The 24,802-nt window shown below is 54.8% G+C and carries 20 protein-coding genes and 8 pseudogenes; 18 read left to right on the top strand and 10 right to left on the bottom strand.

Translation table 11 applies throughout. The annotated features are described in order from the left end of the window. Positions 1-66: 66 nt before the first annotated feature. Positions 67-755: pseudogene (rutR, locus tag C1N58_RS21255) on the bottom strand (HTH-type transcriptional regulator RutR). Positions 756-1,135: 380 nt separating this feature from the next. Between rutR and rutA the strand changes: the two are divergent. The 8 genes from rutA (at position 1,136) to C1N58_RS21215 (ending at position 7,426) form a co-directional block, all read left to right on the top strand. After that, complete coding sequence (rutA, locus tag C1N58_RS21250; protein ID WP_006121918.1) at positions 1,136-2,227, top strand: pyrimidine utilization protein A; 1,092 nt, start codon at positions 1,136-1,138, stop codon at positions 2,225-2,227. After that, positions 2,227-2,976 (top strand): pyrimidine utilization protein B, encoded by a 750-nt coding sequence (gene rutB, locus C1N58_RS21245; RefSeq protein ID WP_006121917.1) that lies wholly within the window; start codon positions 2,227-2,229, stop codon positions 2,974-2,976. The genes rutA and rutB overlap by 1 nt, the downstream gene beginning before the upstream one ends. A 25-nt stretch (positions 2,977-3,001) precedes the next feature. Beyond that, the gene (gene rutC, locus C1N58_RS21240; protein WP_006121916.1) at positions 3,002-3,388 is read left to right on the top strand and encodes a pyrimidine utilization protein C; all 387 of its coding nucleotides are present in this window, start codon (positions 3,002-3,004) and stop codon (positions 3,386-3,388) included. A gap of 42 nt (positions 3,389-3,430) precedes the next feature. Further along, positions 3,431-4,270 (top strand): pyrimidine utilization protein D, encoded by an 840-nt coding sequence (gene rutD / locus C1N58_RS21235; RefSeq protein ID WP_283789004.1) that lies wholly within the window; start codon positions 3,431-3,433, stop codon positions 4,268-4,270. Further along, positions 4,255-4,845, top strand: coding sequence for a malonic semialdehyde reductase (locus C1N58_RS21230; protein ID WP_006121913.1), 591 nt, complete (start codon positions 4,255-4,257; stop codon positions 4,843-4,845). The genes rutD and C1N58_RS21230 overlap by 16 nt, the downstream gene beginning before the upstream one ends. A gap of 29 nt (positions 4,846-4,874) precedes the next feature. After that, positions 4,875-5,417, top strand: coding sequence for an NADH-dependent FMN reductase RutF (gene rutF / locus C1N58_RS21225; RefSeq protein WP_039339420.1), 543 nt, complete (start codon positions 4,875-4,877; stop codon positions 5,415-5,417). Between the two features lie 31 nt (positions 5,418-5,448). Then, positions 5,449-6,786: a pyrimidine utilization transport protein G gene (gene rutG, locus C1N58_RS21220; RefSeq protein WP_394564972.1), complete on the top strand. Its 1,338-nt coding sequence runs from the start codon at positions 5,449-5,451 to the stop codon at positions 6,784-6,786. A gap of 256 nt (positions 6,787-7,042) precedes the next feature. Continuing rightward, positions 7,043-7,426, top strand: a complete 384-nt coding sequence (locus C1N58_RS21215; RefSeq protein WP_054633992.1) for an ATP-binding protein — start codon at positions 7,043-7,045, stop codon at positions 7,424-7,426. Positions 7,427-7,627: 201 nt separating this feature from the next. On the opposite strand, the gene C1N58_RS21210 is transcribed toward C1N58_RS21215, so the two are convergent. Beyond that, on the bottom strand, positions 7,628-7,888 hold the full coding sequence (locus tag C1N58_RS21210; protein ID WP_054633991.1) for a hypothetical protein: 261 nt from the start codon (positions 7,886-7,888) through the stop codon (positions 7,628-7,630). A gap of 512 nt (positions 7,889-8,400) precedes the next feature. Between C1N58_RS21210 and C1N58_RS21205 the strand changes: the two genes are divergently transcribed. Together C1N58_RS21205 and C1N58_RS21200 are read left to right on the top strand one after the other, a co-directional pair. Then, positions 8,401-8,619, top strand: a complete 219-nt coding sequence (locus C1N58_RS21205) for a type II toxin-antitoxin system CcdA family antitoxin (RefSeq protein WP_006121899.1) — start codon at positions 8,401-8,403, stop codon at positions 8,617-8,619. Between the two features lie 2 nt (positions 8,620-8,621). Further along, positions 8,622-8,921: a CcdB family protein gene (locus tag C1N58_RS21200; RefSeq protein WP_324030717.1), complete on the top strand. Its 300-nt coding sequence runs from the start codon at positions 8,622-8,624 to the stop codon at positions 8,919-8,921. 168 nt (positions 8,922-9,089) lie between these two features. Here C1N58_RS21200 and C1N58_RS21195 read toward each other — a convergent pair whose 3' ends face one another. The 7 genes and pseudogenes from C1N58_RS21195 to C1N58_RS21165 form a co-directional block, all read right to left on the bottom strand. Then, complete coding sequence (locus tag C1N58_RS21195; protein ID WP_324030716.1) at positions 9,090-9,785, bottom strand: ROK family protein; 696 nt, start codon at positions 9,783-9,785, stop codon at positions 9,090-9,092. 17 nt (positions 9,786-9,802) lie between these two features. Continuing rightward, positions 9,803-11,172 (bottom strand): annotated as a pseudogene (gene zwf, locus C1N58_RS21190) (glucose-6-phosphate dehydrogenase). 17 nt (positions 11,173-11,189) lie between these two features. After that, positions 11,190-12,194, bottom strand: a complete 1,005-nt coding sequence (gene gnd, locus C1N58_RS21185; RefSeq protein ID WP_058702568.1) for a phosphogluconate dehydrogenase (NAD(+)-dependent, decarboxylating) — start codon at positions 12,192-12,194, stop codon at positions 11,190-11,192. Position 12,195: 1 nt separating this feature from the next. After that, a complete protein-coding gene (locus C1N58_RS21180; RefSeq protein WP_394564971.1) occupies positions 12,196-14,697 on the bottom strand; it encodes a glucan 1,4-alpha-glucosidase in 2,502 nt (833 codons plus the stop codon). 1,288 nt (positions 14,698-15,985) lie between these two features. Continuing rightward, positions 15,986-16,261 carry a hypothetical protein gene (locus C1N58_RS21175; RefSeq protein WP_054634106.1) on the bottom strand — a complete coding sequence of 92 codons (276 nt, stop codon included), beginning with the start codon at positions 16,259-16,261 and terminating at the stop codon, positions 15,986-15,988. Positions 16,262-16,544: 283 nt separating this feature from the next. Beyond that, a pseudogene (locus C1N58_RS21170) lies at positions 16,545-17,038 on the bottom strand (TetR/AcrR family transcriptional regulator); the annotation flags it as partial. Continuing rightward, positions 17,039-17,612 (bottom strand): annotated as a pseudogene (locus tag C1N58_RS21165) (IS30 family transposase); the annotation flags it as partial. A gap of 407 nt (positions 17,613-18,019) precedes the next feature. On the opposite strand from C1N58_RS21165, the gene C1N58_RS21160 reads away from it, so the two are divergent. From C1N58_RS21160 to C1N58_RS21125, 8 genes and pseudogenes are all read left to right on the top strand, one after another. Further along, entirely contained in the window at positions 18,020-19,150 is a 1,131-nt protein-coding gene (locus C1N58_RS21160; RefSeq protein WP_394551302.1) for an autotransporter strand-loop-strand O-heptosyltransferase, read from the top strand. A gap of 78 nt (positions 19,151-19,228) precedes the next feature. Further along, positions 19,229-19,459 carry an ESPR domain-containing protein gene (locus C1N58_RS21155; protein ID WP_394564970.1) on the top strand — a complete coding sequence of 77 codons (231 nt, stop codon included), beginning with the start codon at positions 19,229-19,231 and terminating at the stop codon, positions 19,457-19,459. Between the two features lie 158 nt (positions 19,460-19,617). After that, positions 19,618-20,742: an AIDA repeat-containing protein gene (locus C1N58_RS21150; RefSeq protein WP_394564969.1), complete on the top strand. Its 1,125-nt coding sequence runs from the start codon at positions 19,618-19,620 to the stop codon at positions 20,740-20,742. Positions 20,743-20,753: 11 nt separating this feature from the next. Continuing rightward, positions 20,754-21,062: pseudogene (locus tag C1N58_RS21145) on the top strand (AIDA repeat-containing protein); the annotation flags it as partial. 56 nt (positions 21,063-21,118) lie between these two features. Next, a pseudogene (locus tag C1N58_RS21140) lies at positions 21,119-21,280 on the top strand (hypothetical protein); the annotation flags it as partial. 27 nt (positions 21,281-21,307) lie between these two features. Beyond that, positions 21,308-21,979 (top strand): AIDA repeat-containing protein, encoded by a 672-nt coding sequence (locus C1N58_RS21135; RefSeq protein WP_394564968.1) that lies wholly within the window; start codon positions 21,308-21,310, stop codon positions 21,977-21,979. Positions 21,980-22,182: 203 nt separating this feature from the next. Then, positions 22,183-22,604 (top strand): annotated as a pseudogene (locus C1N58_RS21130) (autotransporter outer membrane beta-barrel domain-containing protein); the annotation flags it as partial. A gap of 24 nt (positions 22,605-22,628) precedes the next feature. Further along, a complete protein-coding gene (locus tag C1N58_RS21125; RefSeq protein WP_394564980.1) occupies positions 22,629-23,714 on the top strand; it encodes an autotransporter domain-containing protein in 1,086 nt (361 codons plus the stop codon). A 162-nt stretch (positions 23,715-23,876) separates the two neighbouring features. Here C1N58_RS21125 and C1N58_RS21120 read toward each other — a convergent pair. Then, positions 23,877-24,781 (bottom strand): annotated as a pseudogene (locus C1N58_RS21120) (LysR family transcriptional regulator). Positions 24,782-24,802 lie beyond the last annotated feature (21 nt).

The following is a 24,802-nucleotide window of genomic DNA, read 5'->3' as shown; positions in this document are numbered from 1 at the left end:
TGCGTCGAGCAAAATCTTTGGCAACCTTTCGCTTAGGCGTCGGTACAAACGCCCCCGCCAGGCGGATTAAGCCCGCATCTGAATGCCTTCAGTAATAATGTGCTGAAGGTTTTTTACCGTCTGGTCGAAAAACGCCGGATCGCTGAGCGTTTTACCGGTGATTGCCTCAACCTGCACGCTAAAATCGGCGTAATGCTGCGTCGTTGCCCAGAGCATAAAAATCAACTGCATTGGATCGACGGGGGCAATGCGCTCATCTTTAATCCAGCCCCGAATGACATCGCATTTCTCTTCTACCAGGGTTTTCAGGCCGCCCCCAGCTCCTGTTTCAGCAACGGCGCGCCCTGAACCATCTCCAGGCAAAAAAGACGCGAAGCCTGCGGATGATCGCGGGACACACAGAGTTTCAGGCGAATATATTCTCTAATGGCTTCCAGTGGATGCTGATCGGGCTGTAACGCCTTTAACGGCGCCAGCCAGATATCCAGCAGTCCTTTCAGCACATCAATATAGAGCGCTTCTTTTGTCGGGAAGTAATAAAAGAGGTTGGTTTTCGAGACGTCAGCCCGTTCTGCAACCTGCTCCAGCCGGGTGCCGTGAAAGCCATAGAGTGAAAAAAATTCCAGTGCGGCGGTCATGATAGCGCCACGTTTGGCAGCAACCGCCCGCGAGCGTCGCGTTGTGGTTTTGGAGCCTGGGCTAACGGATTTTTGCTCTCCGGCGGCAGCGTGCGGGTGTTCGACCAATGGCTTCACAACATCTCCTGAGACAAACAGCAAGGCGTGAATCATAACAAATGGGGGCAGGGGCGACCATCGCAACGCTCATTATTCACGCGCTCTGAAATCAACAGTTGAGCGATTTGCACCCTTTTTGCTCAATCTTGCCTGTTATCTGTGCAGTTATTTTTGAACAATGGGTCCGAAACGGACCGTTTGCTCCAGTTATCTTCCATTCAAACTTTCAACCCTATGAAAAGGTTATTTATTTTAAAACTGGCACCCGCTTTGCAAAGACTCTTGCGTCTGGAGATTTCAGCACGGTGCAATTCGGAACCCGCAGGACGCACTCAAGCCGCGCAGAGATTTTCGTAAGCCCTTGTATTGGTACTTATTACTTTTAATCGAGGTGAGCGATGAAAATCGGTGTCTTTATTCCTATCGGCAACAACGGTTGGTTAATTTCAGAAACTGCACCGCAGTACAAACCGACCTTCGACCTGAACAAAACCATCGTGCAAAAAGCGGAGCACTACCATTTCGATTTTGCGCTTTCCATGATTAAACTGCGCGGCTTCGGTGGTAAAACCGAATTTTGGGAACACAATATGGAGTCGTTCACGCTGATGGCCGGACTGGCCGCCGTGACCTCTCGCATTCAACTTTACGCCACGGCCGCTACGCTGGTGATGCCGCCGGCGATCGTCGCGCGCATGGCCGCCACCATTGATTCCATCTCTAACGGCCGTTTCGGTGTCAACGTTGTCACCGGCTGGCAAAAACCCGAGTACGAGCAAATGGGCATGTGGCCGGGCGATGACTATTTTACCCGCCGCTATGATTACCTGACCGAATACGTCAGCGTGCTGCGCGATCTGTGGGGCACCGGCCACTGCACGCTCGACGGCGAATTCTTCAAAATGGACGACTGCCGCGTCAGCCCGCGCCCTCAAAGCGAGATGAAAGTGATCTGCGCCGGGCAAAGTGATGCAGGCATGGCGTTTTCTGCCAGACATGCCGACTTTAATTTCTGCTTCGGCAAGGGCGTCAATACACCAACGGCCTTCGCGCCAACCGCCGCCCGCATGAAAAAAGCGGCAGAGGCTGAAAACCGCGACGTGTCTTCTTATGTGCTGTTCATGGTCATCGCTGATGAAACCGATGAGGCCGCGCGCGCCAAATGGGAGCTGTATAAAGCCGGGGCTGACGCCGAGGCGCTCGCGTGGCTGACCGATCAGAGCAGCAAGGACACCCAATCCGGCAGCGATACCAATGTCCGTCAGATGGCGGATCCCACCTCAGCGGTCAACATCAATATGGGCACACTGGTCGGCTCCTGGGCCAGCGTCGCCAGAATGCTCGATGAAATCGACACCGTGCCCGGCGCCGGCGGCGTCCTGCTGACCTTTGACGACTTCGTTGAGGGCATCGAAAACTTTGGCCGCTACATTCAGCCATTAATGAAAACCCGCCAGCACATCGGCATTGCGCAGAAAGAGGTCGCATAATGAACGTTGTTGAGAATCCGTCAGTGGTCCGCCGCGAACCCCACAATACCGGCGAGGAAACGGTCCTCACAGCCCGTCCTGAAGCCATCGCTTTTACCCCGCAGCAAACCGCGCTGATTGTCGTGGATATGCAAAATGCCTATGCGTCACAGGGCGGTTACCTGGATCTGGCGGGCTTTGATGTCTCTGCCACCGCGCCGGTGATCGCCAATATTAAAGTGGCGATTGCCGCCGCACGCGCGGCGGGCATCAAAGTGATTTTCTTCCAGAACGGCTGGGATAATCAGTATGTCGAAGCCGGCGGTGCGGGGTCGCCGAACTTCCATAAATCCAATGCGCTAAAAACCATGCGCAAACGCCCGGAGCTGATGGGCAAACTGCTGGCAAAAGGCGACTGGGATTACGACCTGGTCGATGAGCTTCAGCCGCAGCCGGGCGATATTGTGCTGCCCAAACCCCGTTACAGCGGTTTCTTTAATACCCAGCTCGACAGTCTGCTGCGCAGCTATGGCATTCATCATCTGGTCTTTACCGGCATCGCCACGAATGTCTGCGTGGAATCCACCCTGCGCGATGGCTTTTTCCTGGAATATTTTGGCGTCGTACTGGAAGACGCGACGCACCAGGCCGGCCCGGAATTCGCACAGAAAGCCGCGATCTATAACATTGAAACCTTTTTTGGCTGGGTCTCTAACGTGCGTCAGTTCTGTGACGCTGTAGGTTACAAAACTGAACAACACGCGGCCTGACCGCTTTTACAAAGGACAATCAACGATGCCTAAAAGCGCCATTATTCCCGCTGGCAGTGGAGTGCCACTGGCACCTTTTGTTCCGGGCACGCTCGCCGATGGCGTGGTGTACGTTTCCGGGACGCTGCCGTTTGATAAAGACAACAACGTGGTGCACGTTGGCGATGCCGCGGCACAAACCCGTCACGTTCTGGAGATCATCAAAAACGTGATTGAAACCGCAGGCGGCACAATGGAGGACGTCACCATGAATTCCATCTTTATCACCGACTGGGCCAACTACGGGGCAATCAATCAAGTCTACGCCGAGTATTTTCCCGGTGAAAAACCCGCGCGTTTCTGTATTCAGTGCGGGCTGGTGAAGCCGGATGCCCTGATTGAGATCGCAACGATTGCCCACATCGGCAAGTAATCTGTTTACCGGCATCTGTTCTGATAACCCTGAGGAAACAGCATGTATTACAAGGTATTAGGTAAAGATAATGCCGATGCAGACACGGTCGTGCTCTCTTCAGGGCTGGGCGGTTCCGGCAGTTTCTGGCAGCCGCAACTGCCTGTACTGACACAGTATTTTCGCGTCGTGATTTATGACCAGCACGGCACCGGCCTGAGTCAGGGCACCGTTCCGGCCGGTTACCGCATGGAGGATATGGCCGATGAGCTGGCGGGCATGCTCAATGGGCTGGATATCCGCCGCTGCCATCTGGTCGGTCACGCACTCGGCGGCATCGTTGGCCTGCATCTTGCACTGCGTTATCCGGCCTTACTGCAAAGTCTGGTGGTCATCAACGGATGGGCAACGCTCGACAGCCAGACGCGTCGCTGCTTTGAGGTCCGTCAGAACCTGCTGCTTAACAGCGGGGTGGATGCGTATGTTCAGGCGCAGCCCCTGTTTCTGTATCCGGGCGACTGGCTTTCTGAGCATGAGACGTTATTGCAGGAAGAGCGCCAGCATCAGGTGGCGCATTTTCAGGGAATGGAAAATCTGCTGCATCGCTTACAGGCGCTGATGACGTCTGACCTGACCGCCTCGCTCGACGGGGTGATCGCACCGACGCTGGCGCTGAGCTGTAAAGACGATTTGCTGGTGCCCTGGCAGCGCTCGGCCGATCTCGCTGCCCGTCTTCCTCTGGGGGAGCACCAGCAAATGCAGTATGGCGGTCACGCCATGAGTGTGACCGACCCCGATACGTTTAACCCGATTTTACTGGACTGGCTGCGGCGGCATGCTTTTCATGCAGCTGACATCGTGTCCGAGCCCTTTTCAACGGAGATATCATGGCCGAAGCCTTAACCGCCAGCGCCCTGGCAACCCTGTTCACCGACGCCCGCACCCATAACGGCTGGCTGGATAAACCGGTGACCCATGAACAGCTGGAAACGATTTACGCGCTGGCGCGCATGGGGCCAACATCTGCAAACTGCAGCCCGGTGCGCATTGTGTTTATCCAGAGCCAGGCGGCCAAAGAGAAACTGGCACCGGCGCTGTCCAGCGGCAATCTGAAGAAAACCCTGACTGCACCGGTGACGGCGATCATTGCCTGGGATCCTGCGTTTTATGAATTACTGCCCGAACTGTTTCCCTCCGGCGATGCGCGTTCGTGGTTCACCTCCAGCCCGCAGCTGGCGCACGATACGGCATTTCGCAACAGCAGTCTGCAGGCAGCCTATCTGATTATGGCCTGCCGCTCACTCGGACTGGACACCGGACCGATGTCTGGTTTCGACAATGCGAAAGTGGATGAAACCTTCCTGGCGCAGACGGGCTGGAAATCCAACTTTCTCATCAACATCGGTTACGGCGACAGCAGCAAACTGTATCCGCGCGCACCGCGTCTTGACTTTGACCGCGCCTGCCGCGTGCTGTAAGCACCCTGTTTCATTATGAGGACACGAGCATGCAATCCACTCTGAACGCCACACAGCCCGCAACCGCTGCTAAACAGGCTGCCGTTGAAAAGCAAGAGTTCCGCGATGCGATGGCGCACCTGGGTTCCGCCGTCAACATCATCACCACAGACGGGGCAGGTGGACGGGCCGGTTTTACTGCCTCTGCGGTATGCAGCGTGACCGATACGCCACCGACGTTGCTGGTATGCCTGAACCGCGCGGCCTCTGTTCATGCGGCGTTTACGCAAAACCAGGTGCTGTGCGTTAACACGCTCTCAGACGGTCATGCGTCGCTGTCCAATCTGTTCGGCGGAAAGACACCGATGGATGCGCGTTTCGCGGCCGCTGACTGGGCCAGCCTTGCCACCGGATCGCCGATCCTCACCGATGCGCTGGTGTCGTTTGACTGCAACATTACGCAGATCACCAGCGTCGGCACCCACGATATTTTGTTTTGTGAAGTCGTTGCTATTCAGCGCAACGACAACGGCCATGGACTGGTGTATTTCGACCGGCGCTATCACCCACTGATGCGTCAGACAGCCTGTTAACTCACTCCTCTCAACTTAGTAAGGGTCGTGCATGGCAAATACCTGGTTTCCGCAATGGCGTAAAAGAGAAGGCAATCTGGAGGGCGTCGTCATCGCGCCGGATGAACGGCTGCCGTCAGGCACGACGATCATTATGGGATTGCAACATACGGTAGCGATGTTTGGCGCCACGGTCCTCATGCCCTTACTGATGGGCTTTGACGCTAATATGGCCATCCTGATGTCGGGGATCGGTACCTTACTGTTCTTCCTGGTGGTAGGCGGCCGCGTACCAAGTTACCTCGGGTCCAGTGCCGCCTTCGTCGGACTGGTTATCGCGATAACCGGCTACAGTGGTCAGGGTGCGAATCCCAATATCGGTGTGGCCCTTGGCGGGATTATTGCCTGCGGCCTGCTCTATATGGTGATCGGTTTTATCGTAATGGCGGTTGGCACGCGGTGGATTGAACGTCTGATGCCGCCCGTCGTGACCGGTACCGTGGTCATGGCGATTGGGCTAAACCTCGCGCCGATTGCGATTCACAGCGTCTCCGCCTCCTCGTTTGACAGCTGGATGGCCGTCATGACCGTGCTTTGCATCGGTTCGGTAGCCGTATTCACCCGCGGTCTGGTGCAGCGCCTGTTGCTGTTACTGGGGCTGGTGGCCGCTTATCTGATTTATATGGTCATCACCAACGGCCTTGGACTGGGCACGCCAGTGGATTTTAGCGCGGTCGCTCAGGCACCCTGGTTTGGCGCACCAACCGTTACGACGCCGGTATTCAGCGCGCATGCCATGCTGATGATCGCGCCGGTCGCAGTAATCCTTGTCGCAGAAAACCTCGGCCATATTAAAGCGGTGGCCGGTATGACCGGTAAAAACCTTGATCCCTACATGGGCCGCGCGTTTGTCGGTGATGGCCTGGCGACGATGCTGTCCGCCTCCGCAGGCGGAACAGGCGTGACAACCTATGCAGAAAACATAGGTGTTATGGCTGTCACCAAAATTTACTCCACGCTGATTTTCGTCGCCGCGGCGGTCATTGCCATTGTGCTGGGCTTCTCACCTAAATTTGGCGCACTGATCCACACCATTCCCGGCCCGGTGCTCGGCGGCGCATCCATTGTAGTATTTGGGCTGATTGCCGTGGCAGGTGCCCGCATCTGGGTACAAAACCACGTCGACCTGGGGCTGAACGGCAACCTTATCATGGTCGCGGTCACGCTGGTTTTAGGCGCAGGCAATTTTACCCTGACGCTCGGCAGCTTCAGCATGGGCGGGATCGGCACTGCGACCTTCGGGGCGATTTTGCTGAATGCATTTTTGAGCCGAAGCAAAATGGCAAGCGCACAGCCAGGGGTGAAGACGGAGGCGGTGGTGAAGGAGTAAACCGGGATCTTTTCCTCAGCCGGAGAAGCAGGAAGGGCGGAGCGGGCCGGAACGACAACCAGGTGTTTTTTACGTACCCGTAAAGCATCATTCAGGAAACAAAGAGGCTAAGCGGAAGAAAAACGCTCTGCCCGCCAGTGAAACAGGGCTGTGCTCCGTACACGGTAGCATCAGCCCAACTCCATAAGAGGTTTTCGCAAAAAAACCGTGGGTTTTCAGGCAATTTACCTTAGTCGTCACGTTGAATGCTTTCCTCATGGACATTACTGCCCACCGTTTTCCCGTTTTGATTCTCAATGCGTTACCCGTGAATGATGACTGGCGGTTCTCACTCGATCTCGCCGCGTGTGAGACAGCAACCAATATCATTCGTCATGCGCTAAACGAAGACAGTCACCGCCGGTTTACAGTGGAATTTATTGCGTCAGACATCAGCATTACGCTTCGCTTTATGGACGAGGGGAGTGTATTTCCCGCTGAACGCCTCCAGGCGGCACGTTGTGATGCTTTTTCTGACCAGACAATGACCCAGGAAAGCGGCAGAGGGCTGAAATTGATTTTGTGGTATGTGGATAAATTTCGGATCGAATACTCGGCGGGCAAAAATATTACTTTGCTGGAAAAGTCGTTGGTATGTTAGTGCCGAATGCCTGTTATGAGCTGATGTACTGGACTGATAAGCTGTTGCGCCGGGCGAACGCAGTGTCACCCTACGTATGTCCATGCTGATAACAACAGACTCAACGATACGTTCTGAGCGGCACACGCACTCAACCTATGGCATCGCAGTTCTGTGATATTTTTTGGACAGGCACTTATGCACCTGTCTCACGGCGCCTACTTAGTCGTCAGTATGTGGTGGAACCGGCAAACCTAGCGCGCTTACCAGTTCATCGATACCGAGAGGAACGTCAAACCATTTGTCGTTAGACAGAACGACGCGGCAACCTTTTGAAAATTCTTCTTCACGGACCCAGGCAATAAGCTCTTTCTGGATCATCCATGTTTTATTATTTCTGTCCCTGAGGGTCACCAGGTTAGTGGGTGAGCAGGAAACGCCGGTGGTTGTTTCTGAGGTGTGATATATGCTGGTGTCTAACATGCGGTGCTCCAGTTAAATGGCTAGCTTGAAACTTTTTTATTGTGTATGAGTAACCACGGCAGACGGACCACCAGGACGAGCTTTTTGCCGTCCCTCTGCTCTTGCCGCACAACGAGAGTTAAACCTGCACTTACATTAATCCGCTTCCTGCATTCACCTTCCTTCCTGTCGCTGAAAGGTTTCAACAGAAAGCTATCCGCTTCAGAAACGCGGACAAGTGGTCAGCTAGTATATCGTCACCGTTTCGTTTTTCTTCACGGCTATCTGCTTTGGCCCGTGCAAGACCGTAAACAAAGTGGCCACTTATTCAGAAAGAGCCTGTTATCTGAGCAGACATTTTTCTCTGGGCCAGTGCGATCGTACATTCAGGGTCATAAGCAGTCTGACAAGCTGAACAACGCTTTTCGGGCGGGTCAAACCAGGCGCACGTGAAAGCAAAGTACACCTAAAAATCGTTCCTTGCTGGTGTGTATCAGCAGTGTATACTTATAACTCACACTTCGGAGGTGCACATGAAATACAGAACTAACGTCACCATTGATAAAGAAGCCTACGAGATATTTTCATCTGCGGGTTTAAACCTTTCTAAAATGGTTAACGAGCTTGTCACTACTGAGGCTCGCAGAATCCGGGCTGAACGCTGGAAAGAAGAAAACCGTGAAAGCATGAAAGCCTTCTCTGACTTTGTGGGAGAAGAGGGATCGCTTTCTGATATGTACAGGAACTGGTAGGGATGCAATTTGACGTTTACTCACACAAGAATGGTAAAAAATATCCTTATCTTGTTGAAATACAAAGCTACCTGATAGACACACCAGGCCGTTTAATGGTTGCCCCCCTTGCTCTTCCGGGCGAGTTCGTGGGTTCAGGTGAACTTTATCCTGAGGTACTGGTTAACGGCAGCAAGTACCGCGTTGTGACAACCGACATTGCATCTGTCCCGGTGAAAGCGTTAGGGGATAAAGTGGGTGATGTCAGTCAGTATGAAGCAGCAATAAAAAACGCCATTTTCAGGCTTTTTTGGGGTTTCTGACAGGTTTTCTTAACCCACCGATGCCGGTCACCGGCAATGACGGGGCGGGTCGGCCAGCTATGAATGTCGCATTCGCTGGCGGTTTTCGTTAGTCTGCCGCGAATAAACGTTCACGGCAGTAAACCTAAAACACAGCACCGCTATTCTGGCTTTCTTAAAAGGCAGGAATCACGTGATCAAGTTTGGGTCGTTCCAGAGACGAAATCCACCTTCGAATGCCAGCGTGTTGTCGCCTTTCCGGCAGTTGGGCGGAAGTGAATCGAGTTCACCTACGTTTCCGCCGCCTAAGACGACGTACTCAGGCTGTAACGCGGCGGTCAGCATCTCCACTACATCAAAAACACGCTCTTGCCATTTTTTGTTGCCCTTTTTTATCCGATAGGCTTCACCCACATAATGTTCATAGCTATTGCCCTTGCGATAAGGTAAGTGAGCAATCTCCATGGGCTGAGCGACATTCTCAACGATCATCGCAGCACCTAATCCCGTGCCAAGACCGAGAAAGAGCATGCGTCCGCCCTGATAGGAACCCAGCGCCTGCATCAGGGCGTCGTTGACGATACGAACAGGGCAACCGAATGCGCCCGCATAGTCAAATCCCACCCAGCCCTCACCGAGGTTGGCGGGTTCCCGAAGCGGTTTGTTGTGGGCGACCGGACCGGGATATCCCATTGCAATCACATCGTAGGTCATGCCTTCAGCCAGGCTCTTAACCACAGCAACCATTTCAGCCGCAGACATTGTCTTTCCACTGTCCGCCTTCTTTTTCACCCCGCCAGCGCTGGAGAGGATTTTTACATGGCTTCCGCCGATGTCGATGGCCAGAACGATTTCATCTTTTTTCTTTTTAGGTTGCCGCGTCATTGATAGTGCTCCATAACTCAATCGGGATCGACCCAGCCGCCGGGGGGCGCAAAGTCTGCCATCGTATCCGGCCCCCAGGTTCCGGGCTTGTAGGAAAGGGGGACGGTTTTCTTATCCAGTACTGGCTCAACGATCTTCCAGGCCAGTTCCGCTGCGTCTTGTCGGGTAAAAAGATGACGATCGCCAGCCATCGCATCGCCTATCAGCCGCTCATAGGGCGCCATATCGCCGATGCCATCGTCAAGCGCCGTTAGCTCAACGGCCTCACCTCGCATCTTTTCGCCAGCCGCCTTGCGTCGCGCCCCAATGCCGATCGTAATATCCGGACCAAGGCGAAAGCGGATATAGTTAGCGGCCTCGTTGGCAATGTCATCGAAAAGTGTAACGGGTGGTCGCCGGAAGCGCACGATCACTTCCGTCGCATGCGCAGGCAGATTTTTTCCGGCACGGATAAAAAAGGGAACACCACTCCAGCGCCATGTCGCAATCCGGAAACGAACCGCAGCGAACGTCTCTGTCGAAGAGGAAGGGTTGACACCGGGTTCATCGGTATAGCCTGCAAACTGTCCACGAACCACATCATCGTCTGACAGGGGAGGAATGGCCTTCAGCACCTGAACTTTCTCATCAACCAGATCGTCAGACGCGCCGGAGGCGGGAGGTTCCATAGTCAGCAACAGAAGCACATTCACCAGGTGATTTTGGATCACATCGCGGAGGCAGCCAACTTCATCATAAAATTTGCCACGTCCTTTAATACCAAAGTCCTCGGCCATAGTAATCTGAACGCTTTCGATATGATCGCGATTCCATATTGGTTCGAGGAAGCTGTTGGCAAAGCGAAAATAAAGGAGATTCTGGATGGCTTCCTTCCCCAAAAAGTGATCGATACGGAAAATCGCGTCCTCATCGAAAACGTTGTGAAGCACGTTGTTCAGCTGTTTTGCCGACGCGAGATCGCGGCCGAACGGCTTTTCCACCATCAGGCGGGCACCTTTCGCGATACCTGCCTCTTGCAGACCTGTGACGACCGTTTCAAACAGCGAGGGGGAATAGCCAGGTAATAGAGCGGGTGATGATGGTCCCCCAGCGCATCGCGCAATCCATCGAATGTTGACTGAATGCGATAATCGCCGGAAACATAGGACAGCCTGTCCGCCAGCGCAGCAAAGACTGCCTCATCGAACTCATCAACGTGTTTTTCAACCGACTCTTTTGCACGCACAATCAACTGGTCGCGCGTCCAGTCTTCAAACGCCACACCGATAATGGGCGTATTGAGCGTGTTACGCTCCACCATTGCATAGAGTGAAGGGAAAATCATTTTATAGGCAAGATCGCCTGTGACACCGAACACTACCAGTACGTCTGAACGTTGCTGTACCATCGCTGTGTCCCTCCGCTTTAGCGGTTTTTTTCCAGATGGCCACCGAAGGCGTGCCGCATGGCTGAAAGAACTTTTTCAGCAAACAGAGCTTCACCACGAGAAGAGAAACGCCCGAAGAGAGCAGACGCGAGAACCGGCGCGGGAACGCCCGTTTCCACCGCTGTCTGCAGTGTCCAGCGGCCTTCACCGGAATCTGACACACGACCATCATAGTTTTTAAGATGCGGGTCCTGCTTCAACGCCTCGGCGGTCAAATCAAGCAGCCAGGAACCGATAACCGAGCCATGTCGCCATACCTCCGCAACGGCGGGAAGATTGATGTCAAAACGGTAATATTCAGGATGGGACAGAGGCGCGGTTTCCGCATCTGCCTCCCGTTCGCCGTTTCCGGCATTGGCGGCTTTCAGTATATTCAGGCCTTCGGCATAGGCGGCCATCACACCATATTCAATGCCATTATGTACCATCTTGACGAAGTGTCCGGCGCCCGCTGGCCCACAATGAAGATAGCCTCTCGGCGCTGTGCCTACGGCCGCATCTTCCTCAATGTGCTGACCGGCACCGGGCGCGAGCGACGCAAAAATCGGATCCAGACGCTTAACAGCCGCCTGCGGGCCACCGATCATAAGGGAATAGCCACGTTCCAGGCCCCACACGCCACCCGATGTACCGACGTCGATATAGTCGATCCCAAGGGGGGAAAATTCTCCAGAGAGATCGATCGCTTCACGATAAAAGGAGTTGCCCCCGTCAATGATGGCGTCGCCTTTATTCAGCTTTGATGCGAAATCCCGCGCAATCTTCGGTGTGATCGCGGCAGGCAGCATGAGCCAGACCGCGCGCGGCGCCGCCAGTTTAGCAATAAGATCGGCTGGCGACGACGCGCCGGTTGCCCCCTCTTTAACCAGTGCGTCAACGTTATCGGCATTCACGTCGAAGACCACGCAATCATGGCCCTGTTTAAGAAGACGACGAACCATGTTTGCGCCCATACGGCCGAGTCCTACCATTCCAATCTGCATATCATTCCTCTCTGTCAATGCGCATTTGATTTTCCGGTTCATTCACAACCTGAACGGTGAAGTCGGTGTGTTCCCAGTTTTCAACATCAGGCCAGTAGAAGGTGAAGACAACGCGGGTTCCTGCGTCCTCATGCTGTAAAGGCAGGTCCACATAGTATGTGCCAAGTCCGGAAGGGATCGCCGGGCTGTCAGAGATGGTCGCCCAGTTATCTGTGCTCCAGTGCACCAGTGCGTTCGCTTCCGTTTCCAGCCTCAGTTGCTTCCCGACAGGAACAGAAGACAGGCGGTTGTTAAAGCGCCATATACGCAAGTGCGATGCGGTTTTATTCCGGATATAGCGCTCAACGCCCTGCGGTGGCATATCGAAGACCACGCCATCGCGGAGCGACCGCACGAGTTTAATATGCTCGGAATGCGCCCAGACAAGTGGCATGGCGCTCCCGGCTGGCTGGCCGAAGAACAGCTCCCTTTCAGGAATATCGGGCCCGTCCCAGGTCTGTTCCGGTAACAACCCGCCCGGACCTGCCGACTTCTCCAGCGTGGATAAGAGCGCCTCCGCGACCTCGCGCCTGCCCGCTGCCAGCTCGTAATGCGCGCGTTCGCCCGCCAGCAAGGGCCAGGGACGTCCCTGGCCAATACCATCGAACGGCGCGCCGTCTTCGTGCTCACCATAGCCATCGCCGGTATACCGATACCATAGTGGCCCCTGAGGGAGTTCGACACGCAGACTATGGTCGATTGCTTTTACCGTATCCACGATGTGCGGGTCGTCGGCGGCGCGCAGACCAAAACGCACCAATGCCAGAGCATCCGGACTCAGCACATCGGTGGTTGACAGAATCGCCCGATCCGGCGTCTGGTTGCGGATCTCGGTTTCGCCGGATGCGCTTGCTTCATCCGTTGCGCCGGGGGGAGCGATGCGGACGTAGTGACCGGCAATACCAACCGATGCGCAAAAATCGGGCTCTCCGGCAAAGGTCCATTTTTCAATCTGCTCATTCCAGCAGTCGGCGGTTTCGCGCAGATGGTTTGCAGCCACCTCATCGCCGTCTAGCGAAAGCAGGTCCGCGGCAGTAAGAAGGGCGGAGACTTCGACCGCCAGGGTAAACGGGCTGTAGCCCGCGTCTTCTTCCCAGCGATCCTCGCCGGTCGCCGGGCCGTTGGTCAAAATATAGCGGGCCGCACCGCGCAGCATGGGCATAATGTGTTTCAGCGCTTTTTTATCGAGATGACCAAGTCGGTGCAGCATATCGGCTAGCAGAACAGGGAAGGCACACTCATCCATCTGGATACCTGACCAGTATGGTTTTCCATCGAGCCACAGGTTCTGTGGCCAGCGCCCGGAGGGCTCCTGAACGCGTCGGAGATAATCCAGTATGGCGAGTGCTTCGTTGGCATCGCCAGCTGCCAGGAATCCCCCAGCCGTTTCGACCAGGTCACGCGGCCAGACCAGATGATAGCCTCCCAGATCGTCATCGCCCCTGGAAAATCCCCACGGAATCGTCAGGCTCGCGACAACGGCACCGGGGCAATCGGCTGCTTTATGCGAGGCCAGAACTGCGGTTGACACCCGGTATGTATTCACACCGTTCCGCTCGGGTTGATCGAGTGGAATGAGCGTGTTCTGCCATGCTTGCCAGTTACTGATGTAGTGCTTGCGGGCTTTGTCAAAGCCTGCTTTCAGACTGGCGGTTGCCGCCGCTGCGGCTTCGGATTCCGTCTGGCCGAACCCGATTGCCAGCATGGCTTCACGGCAGGCACTAGTGAATGCCAGCTCACCGGCAAGGGCGACATTGCCATCGTCCGCGCGCTGATACGAGTTCGCGATGCGCCCGTATTTTTTCAGCTGTTGCCAGCCGTCTGACGTGCCGACAAAGCCCACGCTCATTGCCGTCCAGGGTATATCGCAGACGAGCGCTAAGTAACGAGAGCGACCCGTGGCGAAAAGCACGGGCCTGTCTTCAAATTCACTGATCCATGCGGTGTTCATTTGCCCGGCATTCACCAGATGGGGAGCGAGCAGGGCGGTGATCTTGTAATCCGCAACATCCCCCTTTAGCGCGGTGAAACGGATGCGTTGCAGGATACAGTCACGGGCAGGATCGGTGATGATATCTTTTTCGAGCCGGTAGCGACCATCCCGGGCCGTGTTAACGATCGAAAAGGCCGGAATGCCTGGCGAGACCGTATGGGTTACTGTGGAGCAATCGCGCTTCTCTTCTGAAAAATAACCTTCAGGTGCGGTGATGATGAACCCGAAATCGCGGGTGCAGGCGCTGTCAACGCGCGGATAATAAATTTCGTTGAGAATGCCGTGGCTTAAGGTGAACCAGACGCGGGAATCAGGTGAAAGGGCGGTGCCAATTCCGCTCTTGGCACTCGATGTCCAGCGGGCTTCAATCCCTGGCTTTCCCGGCGCTACGTCAATGATGGCGCGCTGTTGTTGGGCGTCCTCGCTTGCGCACGTTTGGAACGGTAGGGCGTCGCTGTCAGAATTTGACATATTCAGAATACCTTGGCTGTGTGCAGAAAAAATCTTAACAACGAAGATGCGGATAACATCCTGACTTATCGCGGGCAAGAGTGAAATATTTCTATACCAAAGCAACTTGGTTAAACTTAAAATCTTATGATTTTAGTATCGAACCTAATAGGGTTATAGCCGCTGTAACATTTCCGGTCAACTCTCTGAAAAGTTTCAATACACTTGAAAGTGTAAAAAATAAAATTTTTTTAGCGGTTAAGGATAACGGCTGAGTTAATTATTATCCGGGCATGACGCTCTGGGGCCAACTGCATGGCAAACAACCAGTTTTTTTATTTGACGGCTTTTGCCAGGATATGGCTCCGGGAGAACGTTATACGGACATGACAGAATCTTTACGGGAGGATGGCTTGCTGTGTGCCTGTACAACCCCGACCTCAGTTTGCGTGGTGTTTTTATTTCGCTGAAGGTTGATAATAACTGCGTAATCGCTTCCACATCAAATCCAGAGGCTGGAAATGTATTTTCACGCTCAGCATTCAGAGCGATTAAGAATGCGCAGCTTCAACATTGCAGAGACAGAATTTCGTGCATGAGCGTTGATGCCAGGTGCTAAATTAAGCGGGAAAGCCTGAAGCAATAATCGGGGAGGCAATGCATTCGGAACAGGGGAATAACGAATCACAAGAGCAGGGGAAATGCTGACTTGTGGCATCGTTAATCGTATACCTTACTATTAACCTATTTTGTACCAGAATCAGATGCTCCTTTAAAACATCAGCGTTATTCACCAAATTAATATGTCCTGTATTTTGGAAGGTTCAACAATTTTAACCTTTCAAAATTTAGCACTCAATAATGTTAATGCATACGACGAATAACATTGGCCTCTTAATTTTCACACTTTTGACGTACTCAAATTTAGTGGAACGCATGATGCACTTGCCTGTATATCACGCGTACACGGCGTGGAAAATTTTTACGGCCTCCGCATATTTAAATCCCGTCCATGCCGATGCAATACCTGGTGTGATGCCTTACTCTTTATCCGAGCGCTCCCGCTTTGGCTGCCCGCTTATAGCAGAGATATTGTTAGCGAGATCAATTACAAAAAAGTTGTAAATTAATGATTAATCAGAGTAAGTCAAAATTATCACGTCCGCCTCTGTCGATGCTTTCCTGCCTGCCTGGGAATGGCTCAGTATTTTTAAAGAATCTGCGCTGTTAAGAATGAAAAAACCGCCTTTAGGCGGCTTTACTATTTCTGACTCCGGGTCAGCAGGTCACGACCGGAAGATTTAAGCGCTTATGATGCATCATCTGTGATGTCGTCATGTGGGCACGGGCCGCCATCGTCGCAGGCAGAGTTGACGCGCTGGCCACTCGCCAGGGTTGGCTCTTTGGCCAGAATCATGTTTTCGTTACCTTGCGCAGTATTCTTCAGCTGTGAAACCGCACCGTTGTGGATAGGCTGTGTAGATGCTGAAGGGGTTTCAGCCAGTGCTGCACCCTGGTTTAACAAAAACGCAGTGAGAGCGAATGCTGTTGTCTTCAGTACCGATTTTGTTGAGAGCATGTTCATGATTTATCCTTGGTCAATACATTTTTTAGGGAAACGTTTTAGCTGTGTGGCAGATTTTTTTGGCTGAGTTCCAGCAAACTGAAAATTTATTGCCAATGCCTCAGTGTGCTGATGGCCTTATAAAACGGCCTTTGGCCGTGACTCGCTAGCATCGGCTTAAGCCTTCTTGTCATCGATTCGGCATTTTTAGTTTGTGTTTTCAGCCTGACCGACCGATTTGTGCCAGAAGCGGACGTTATGAGCATTTTTATTCTCAAATATTACTCAGTAAACAATTTGCGCCCTAGGCCAGCATTGCAAATGATACCGAGGCATTAAGTTCTTCGCCTGTTATGCCATCACGCGCTTCAGTTGACAGTCCTATCTCAAAGCTGTGCAAATACATGGCCATGTCTGCGGCCAGTTCGCCTGAATCAATTGCTCTTAGGACACACTTAAGGAACCCCTCGCGAGTACGGGTGCGTTGTGCTTCAAGAATCTGGCCAATATGCTCGTGCCCGGGCGAGCAGGTATCAATGGATAACGCGATAAGACAGCTACTTGGATGCCCCTGTTCTGTCTGCATCTTTACTGAACGGCGTAATGCCAGTTCAATAGCTTCACGCGGAGTGAGACTGTCGTCCCAAAGACAATCGTTAACGCCACCATAAGTTTTCAAATAGCAATCAATAACTTCTTTAAATAGCGCCTCTTTTGAACCAAAAGCCGCATAAAACTCGGTGCTGTTATGCCGTTACCGATATTTGCTTTAAGCAAGGCTAGCGAAGTCGACGCATGTCTGGTGACACTGTTGAGTCTTTGCTGGCTGTATACCGATAAGTCAGTTCCTTTTGAAAAATACTGCCTTAGCAATCTGCTCGTATTTTCATTGGAGCCGCGTTGCCAGGGGGATTGAGGGGCGCAGAAATAAATCTGAATATCTGTGGCTACAGTAAACCGGTTGTGGCTGGCCATTTCAGCGCCCCGGTCCCATGTTAATGTTTTATAAAGTTCAGCAGGTAATTTCCGGCCTTGTCTGATAAGTGCAGATTTAAACGTTATTGTCTTGTTGCCTCTGATTTTAGCCAGCATAACAAAGCGGGAATGGCGTTCTACGAGGGTGACGATATAGGAGTTTTTAGAAACCTGAATCTACACACGACCCTCCCGCTTCTGAGGCATGGCTGCAGATCTTTTCTTTAATGCACCCGGATTTGTATAAAAAGCGCTTTATATATCGTTTCGTGTCACACGTGCATTTCCTGATTATCCGGATAACAGCGTTCAGCCAACCAACGATTTGTTCCGGCGACCAGTCCTGATACATCTTCTCTGCAATGATTTTACACAGTGCGGGTCTTTCGACTTGCTTTTTACAGGTCAGTAATGAGTTACATGATGCATATCTTGGTTGTAAAAGGACCAGGACAGAGTGTCTCTCAGGCTGACCCAGGTTCAGATGCTTTTGATACCTCTTCATAGCACATATATCGCGAGCCGGAACTGACTGTTACATAAAAATCCTCATTAAAGAATTATCCCTGCCGATATTGAATTTATTCAAACCGATAAATCAGAACAGTTTTGTTGCTGAAATTTTAAAGGACGTTCGTGAATACAGGCACTTACTGTTCACCAGAAACAGTTGCACTGTATTTCGGATACGGCCTGGAGAAAATCATGTCCGAGGTAATTCCTTCTTTGAATGTTACTGCTCCCACTGACATTTCGGCTGAGTCTGCTCCTTATCCTTTTGTCGCGCCCCCGGAACAACCGTCCATGACGGGGCCATGTGGTATTCGTTACGACTTCAACGACGGGGCACGGGTGCTGCTGCCGGAGGGGCGCTGGCGCGTCGCGCTGCTGGATGACGACTCCGGTAACGTTCTGTTCCGGTGCGAAACCGGCGCAGGCTGGGTAACTTCCGCCAAGAAATATTTTGTCCGCTTCCGTATTCAGGTGTGGCGCGGGGATGAGACCGCTCCCCTGCTGGACGAAACCCTGTCCCTTAAAAACCGTGACGTGCTGATTTCCTTTCCCACCGGCACCCTGGGTGACCTGCTGGGCTGGTTTCATTATGCCGAGCGCTTCCGCCAGCTTCACGGCTGCCGGCTTGAGTGCACCATGGCGCCGAATATTATCGCGTTGCTGGAAAGCCAGTATCCGGACATCCGCTTTTCGCCGCCCGATGCCGTCCGGAATTCCGCACCTTATGCGACTTATCGCGTGGGGCTGTTTTTTGGCGGCAACGACACGCATCAGCCCGTCGATTTTCGCCAGGTGGGGTTCCACCGCACTGCGGGGTATATCCTCGGCACTGACCCCAGAGAAGAGGCGCCCCGTCTCGACCTCTCTGCACCCCGCACCATCGCCGAACCTTACGTCTGCATCGCCGTACAGTCCACCTGCCAGGCCAAGTTCTGGAACAACGGCCACGGCTGGGCAGAGGTGGTGGCGCACCTGAAATCACTGGGCTACCGGGTACTGTGCATCGACCGTGAGGCAACCACAGGGCACGGCTTCGTCTGGAACCACATTCCCCGGGGCGCCGAGGACTTTACCGGCGCGCTGCCGCTGCAGGCGCGGGTCGATCTGCTCAGGCACGCCAGCTTCTTTATTGGCCTGGCCAGCGGTCTCTCCTGGCTTGCCTGGGCGGCAAAGATACCGGTGGTGCTCATCAGCGGTTTCAGCCTGCCGAACGCCGAGTTTTATACCCCCTGGCGGGTGTTCAGCAGCCACGGCTGCAGCGGCTGCTGGGACAGCACGCACGAGAACTTTGACCACAAAGATTTTTTCTGGTGTCCGCGCCACAAAGGCACGGAGCGTCAGTTTGAGTGCACACGACTTATCACAGGAAAACAGGTCAGCGGCGTCATTGACCGGCTCCACGCGCAGCTGCGCACAGAGTAAACCGGCGCCACACAGCAGAAGCGATACCCGGCACATTGCCCGTGCCGGAAAACAATAAAAAATGAGAGAGACAGGGATATGAACAGAGCGTACCGGATAGTCTGGAGTGCAGCGCGTCAGGCGTGGATAGTGGCGTCAGAAAAGGCAGGCAGCGGCGGGCGTCCGCCGCTGGCGGTGAAGAAGGTGGCGGGAGCGCTCCTGCTGCTGGGCGTGGCGGGCGCGGCGGCGGCGGCTACCTATAATGGCTCACATGTTACCTATTATAACCCCCTCACGCTTAACTCAGGGACACTGCCAACAGCGCCGTAGTATCAGGCGGGGGAACCCTCAATGTAAACAGCGGTGGGCTGGCGACCAGCAGCTATGTTGGTGGCTCCGCGTTTGTCGGCTATTACCTGCCAACGATCAGCGTCAATAACGGCGGTACTGCCACGGGCACAGCAGTCACATCGGGCGGTCATCTTTATGTGAGCAGCGGCGGCACGGCCACCAGTACCGCACTGAACTCTGGCGGCTTTCTCAACGTCGCCTCTGGTGGCACTGCCACCAGTATCAGCCAGGCCTCCGGCGGTGCACTTCAGGCGTATGCCGGTGCAACTCTCAGCGGCACAAATGCGCTCGGCGGATTCTCTGTCAGCAATGGCCAGGCGAACAGTCTGCTACTGGAAAACGGCGGATTTCTGTATGTGCAAAGTGGTCAGTCTGCCGTCAGTACCACTGTACGGTCAGGCGGTGCGCTGCGGATTTATGACGGTGGCACCGCGACACAGGTGGCGCAGTCAGCCGGGGGAGCATTGCAGGCATGGACGGGCGCAACGGTAAGCGGCACCAACACGCTGGGCGGATTTTCTGTCAGCAGTGGCCTTGCCAGCAATGTCCTGCTGGAAAATGGTGGCTTTTTGTACGTGGAAAACGGCAACTCTGCGGTCAGCACAACAATCAGGACTGGCGGAACGCTGACCGTTTACAGCGGCGGCAGTGCGAGCAGTGTGGCGCAGTCGTCGGGCGGCGCACTGCAGACCTACACGGGCGCGACTGTCAGCGGCACGAACGCACTCGGCAATTTCTCTGTCAGCAACGGAGTGGCCAGTAATCTGTTGCTCGAAAACGGCGGTTTTTTATATGTGCTGTCAGGTAACCATGCTTCGGGTACGACCGCTAACCAGGGCGGGATTGAGTACGTTGTCAACGGAGGCTCTGCTGTCAGCACCACTGTCAACTCTGGCGGCATGCTGGTCGTCTATGACGGCGGTTCTGCAGCTACAGTGGCGCAGTCTTCCGGTGGCGCACTCCAGACATACACGGGGGCAACCGTAAGCGGCACCAACGTTCTTGGCAGTTTCTCCGTGAGCGGCGGACAGGCAAACAGTCTGCTGCTGGAAAATGGCGGCGCGCTGTTCGTGGAGACTGGCGGCAATGCCTCCGGCACCGTCATCAGGCAGAACGGCGTTCAGTACGTCAGCAGCGGGGTTCTGCTGTCAGCACAGCCATTAACTCTGGCGGCATTCTGGTCGTCTATGACGGCGGTTCTGCCGCTACCGTCGCGCAATCCTCCGGAGGCGCGTTGCAGACTTACACCGGCGCAACCGTAAGCGGCACCAACGTGCTCGGCGGTTTCTCGGTCAGTGGCGGTCATGCAAACAGCCTCTTACTGGAAAACGGCGGCAGACTGTTTGTTGAAGCCGGCGGCTCCGCAGTCAGTACCACAATCAAAAGTGGTGGTTATGAACAGGTATACAGTGGCGGTACGACCAGTTCCGCTCTGGTTTCAGGAGGCCAGCAGTACATCATGTACGGCGGCACTGGTTACGGGGCAACAGTCAGCGGTTATGGTTACATTAACAACTACGGTTCAGTCATTTCTTCAGTAATCAACGGCGGAACGTTGTATGTCCAGAACGGTGGTGTCGCAAAATCGTCACTGGTGAATTCTGGCGGAACTGAATACGTCAATAATGGTGGTGTGACATCGTCGACAGCGGTAAACACAGGGGATACCAGTATATTAATGCGGGAGGCACTGTATCTTCGACCACGCTGTCCGGAGGGGCTCAAACGGTATACGGTAATGCTACGTCAACCAGTGTCACTGCCGGCGGTACGCAGAACGTTTACAGTGGCGGAGCAGCATCCGGCACAAGTGTAAGCAGCAGCGGTATGGTTAACGTCATGAGTGGCGGTTCAGCACTGAGTACTGCGGTCAACACGGGCGGTATCATGAATGTGTTTTCAGGCAGCACGGTGACCTCCACCGTTGTTTCTGGCGGCACGCAGTATATTAATAATGGTGCCGTTGCGACGTGGACAACCGTTACCGACGCAGGATTTGCTGTGGTTAATAACGGTGGTTCGCTCACCAGTGCCAGCGTAAATTCAGGTGGTACGCTCAGTGTGAGCTCAGGCGGTTCTGCAACCGGTGCCTCAGCTAACTCAGGCGGTACTGTTGCTGTTGCTGACGGTGGTATCGTGTCAGGCCTGACTCAGGCGTCCGGTGCAGCGTTACAGGCCAGCACCCGTGCGGTAGTGAGTGGAACAAATGCGCGCGGTACCTTCTCGGTCAGTGGCGGTCAGGCAAAAAATGTGCTTCTGGAAAACGGTGGGTTGCTGACCGTGCAGTCCGGCGATTTTTCCAGCGGCACTGTTGTTAATGCCGGAGGTACTGAGAGCGTATTCGGCAAAGCGCTGGGCACGGTTGTTAATGCTGACGGAAAATTATCCGTATTAAGCGGCGGCACAGCCTTGCAGGCGACGATTAATAGCGGCGGTTTGCTGTCGGTCAGTAGCGGGGGATTGCGTCAGGTACAACTGTTGCTACGGGAGGCCTGCTGAATATCGCCGACGGCGCCGTCCTGACCCTTGCAAATAACAGCTTTGTTAACGAAGGTGTCACTACTTATGACACCAGCACCAGTGCCATACTTAACACCAATCTCACCGGCAGCGGCCAGCTCACCAAGAACGGCACGGGCCTGCTGACGCTGGGTGGAACCCTCAGCCAGTCTCAGGTCAACCTCAACGCCGGCTCGCTGGTGATGGACGGGTTACAGGCTTTCACGAACATCATCGCCCAGGCCGGTACCACACTGTCGCTGATTAACAGCGCCACGCTGACCGGTATCATCGACCCCACAGACGTGAACATCGACAGCAGCAGTACCTGGAACATCACTGGCGACTCCCTGGTGGACACCCTGACCAACGCCGGCAGCATCGTGTTTGTGCCGTCGCAGGGGGCATTTACCCCGCATACCCTGACGGCAACCAATCTGATCGGCAACGGCGGCACCATCACCCTCAACACCGTAGCGGGCGACAGCAGTTCTCCGGTTGATAAAGTCATCATCGACGGCGGCCGGGCCTCAGGCAGAACGGGACTACGCGTGCTCAACCGCGGCGGTCTGGGGCACAGACCACCGGCAACGGTATTGCGGTTATTCAGGCCGTTAACGGAGCCACCACGGATGCAGGCGCGTTCAGCATGACGCAGCCCCTGGCTGCCGGTGCCTACTCTTACAGTCTGTACCGCAACGCTGACCAGAGCTGGTACCTGACGTCTCAGCAGACCGCGCAGAGTGGTTCAGCCAGTAACGACACTGTTCCGGCCGGGCCGGTGAATTACCGTGACGGCATGTGGAGCTACGCGGCGATGCCGTCACTGTCGATGGACTATGACCGCCTGGTGGCGGGCTCGGCCGACACCCGCTTCCACTACGCGCCGGACAGCCGCGTCTGGGGCCGCGTGGCCGCCGGCCAGCTCCGCCATCCAGACAGCGGCAGCCTCACGGGCGGCAGCGTACCGGAAAGCAGCAGCGCCTACAGCTTCTTCCAGCTGGGCGGCGACCTGTGGCAGCTTGACGGCGCAGACGCCGACTGGCGCGCGGGCATCTTTGGTGCCACCGGCCTGATGCGCAGCGACGTGTGGCGTGACGGCGGCAGTGCGGACGCCGGCACGGACCGTGACACGGTCTACACTGGCGGCGCTTACGTGTCAGGCCGCAGCCATGCCGGTCTGCATATTGACGGCCTGCTGCAGGCGAGCCGCCACAACCTGAAGGCAGCCTCAAATGACGACACGCGCCTGTCAACCCACGGCACGGGCTGGCTGGCGTCGGCAGAAGTGGGGCAGGCCTTCTCCGTCAGTCCTGCTCTGGCACTGGAGCCGCAGTTTCAGTACACGGTGCAGGGCCTGAGCCTGAACGACGGCCAGGACGAGGCAGCCTCGCTGAGCTGGTCTGACAGCCGCCGGCAGTCGGTGCGCGCCGGTCTGAAGCTGGGCACGCCGCAGGACGCGAAGGCAACGCTGGCCTGGTGGGTGACACCGTCGGTGACACAGTCGTACGCCGGACACAGCGGATTTACGGCGTCCGCGCCGGGCGTGGCGGGCTCAGAGGCATCATTCCGGAATAACCTGTCGGGCACCAGCGTGGGCCTGAACGGAGGTGTGAACGCGCGCATCCGTCAGAACGTGACGCTGGGCGTACAGGGCGGCTGGTCTGAGTCGCTGCACGGCGGCGAGGCAGGCGGCTACTACGGTCTGGTCAATCTCGGCGTGTCATTCCGGTAGGACGGCAAATAATAAGCCGGGCATCGTTGCCCGGCTTATTATCATGAGACTTAAGTTGCATGGTCCGCTCTGTGCCAAAAGCGGACATTGGTAGCTGGTAAAAGCTGTAGTGATACTTCGCCGGAGAGAGTAGACCTGTCCGGTTTAGATATCGAAGAATATTTATCTGATTTCGTTTTTTGCAAAACTGCTGTTTAGGTTTTTCAGCACTTCACTGATACCTCTGCTTACAATCCGGTCTTCCCGCATGACTGTCCCGAGAGTCCGGTGAAGAGAGGGCGTCACAGAGTAAAGATCGAGCCCCGATCTTTCCTCAATGCATGCAACGGACATTCTGGGAACAATGCTGTAGCCAAGACCGGCACGGACCATTCTTTTAATAGCTTCGATACTGCCAAGCTCCATGACCGGGCAGGCAATATGTCCCGTCTCCCGGAACCACTGGTCAATCAGGGCGCGTGTCCCGCTTCCCGGTTCAAAGATAATCAGCGGCAGCGGCAGCAAAGCGCCCGGATTCCATATTTTCGCACTCGGCTCTGATGCATCCTTTTCCATGATGACAACAAACTCATCCGTACCCAGCGGGATGATGCTCAGGTTTTTACCTGCAGCTGGCAGAGTCACCAGGCCAATATCAATACGATTTTCCTCCACGCCCCGCACTATATCGGAAGTGTTACCTGTGCGTACGTCCACCTTCAGCAGGGGATGGGCCTGCCGCAGTTGCTGTAGTAAGGGGGAAGTAAATGAATACAGGCCGTTGCGCCTGTGCCAACAGTAACAGTGCCGGTTATCTCATCAGAATGCTGGCACACCGATTCAACTGCTGTACTTACCACTGCATCAATTTTCATGCTGTGCTCAACGAGAGTCAGCCCGGCTGGCGTGGGCCTTACTCCCCGGCTGGTTCGCTCAATAAGCCGGACCTGAAGCGCCTGCTCCAGTTGTCTTATATGCAGGCTCACTGCCGGCTGCGACAGACCAAGTGCTTCAGCCGCTCCGGAGAAACCGCCCCGGCTGACGACCAGTCTGAAAGTAGCCAGGTGATCGAGGTTCAGGTTTGCCATGCCAAAATTTTCCTTATGCCG

Source organism: Pantoea sp. SGAir0180 (assembly GCF_043546245.1).
Note: the sequence above shows the minus strand (reverse complement) of the source record. Positions and strands in the feature narration are given on the sequence as shown.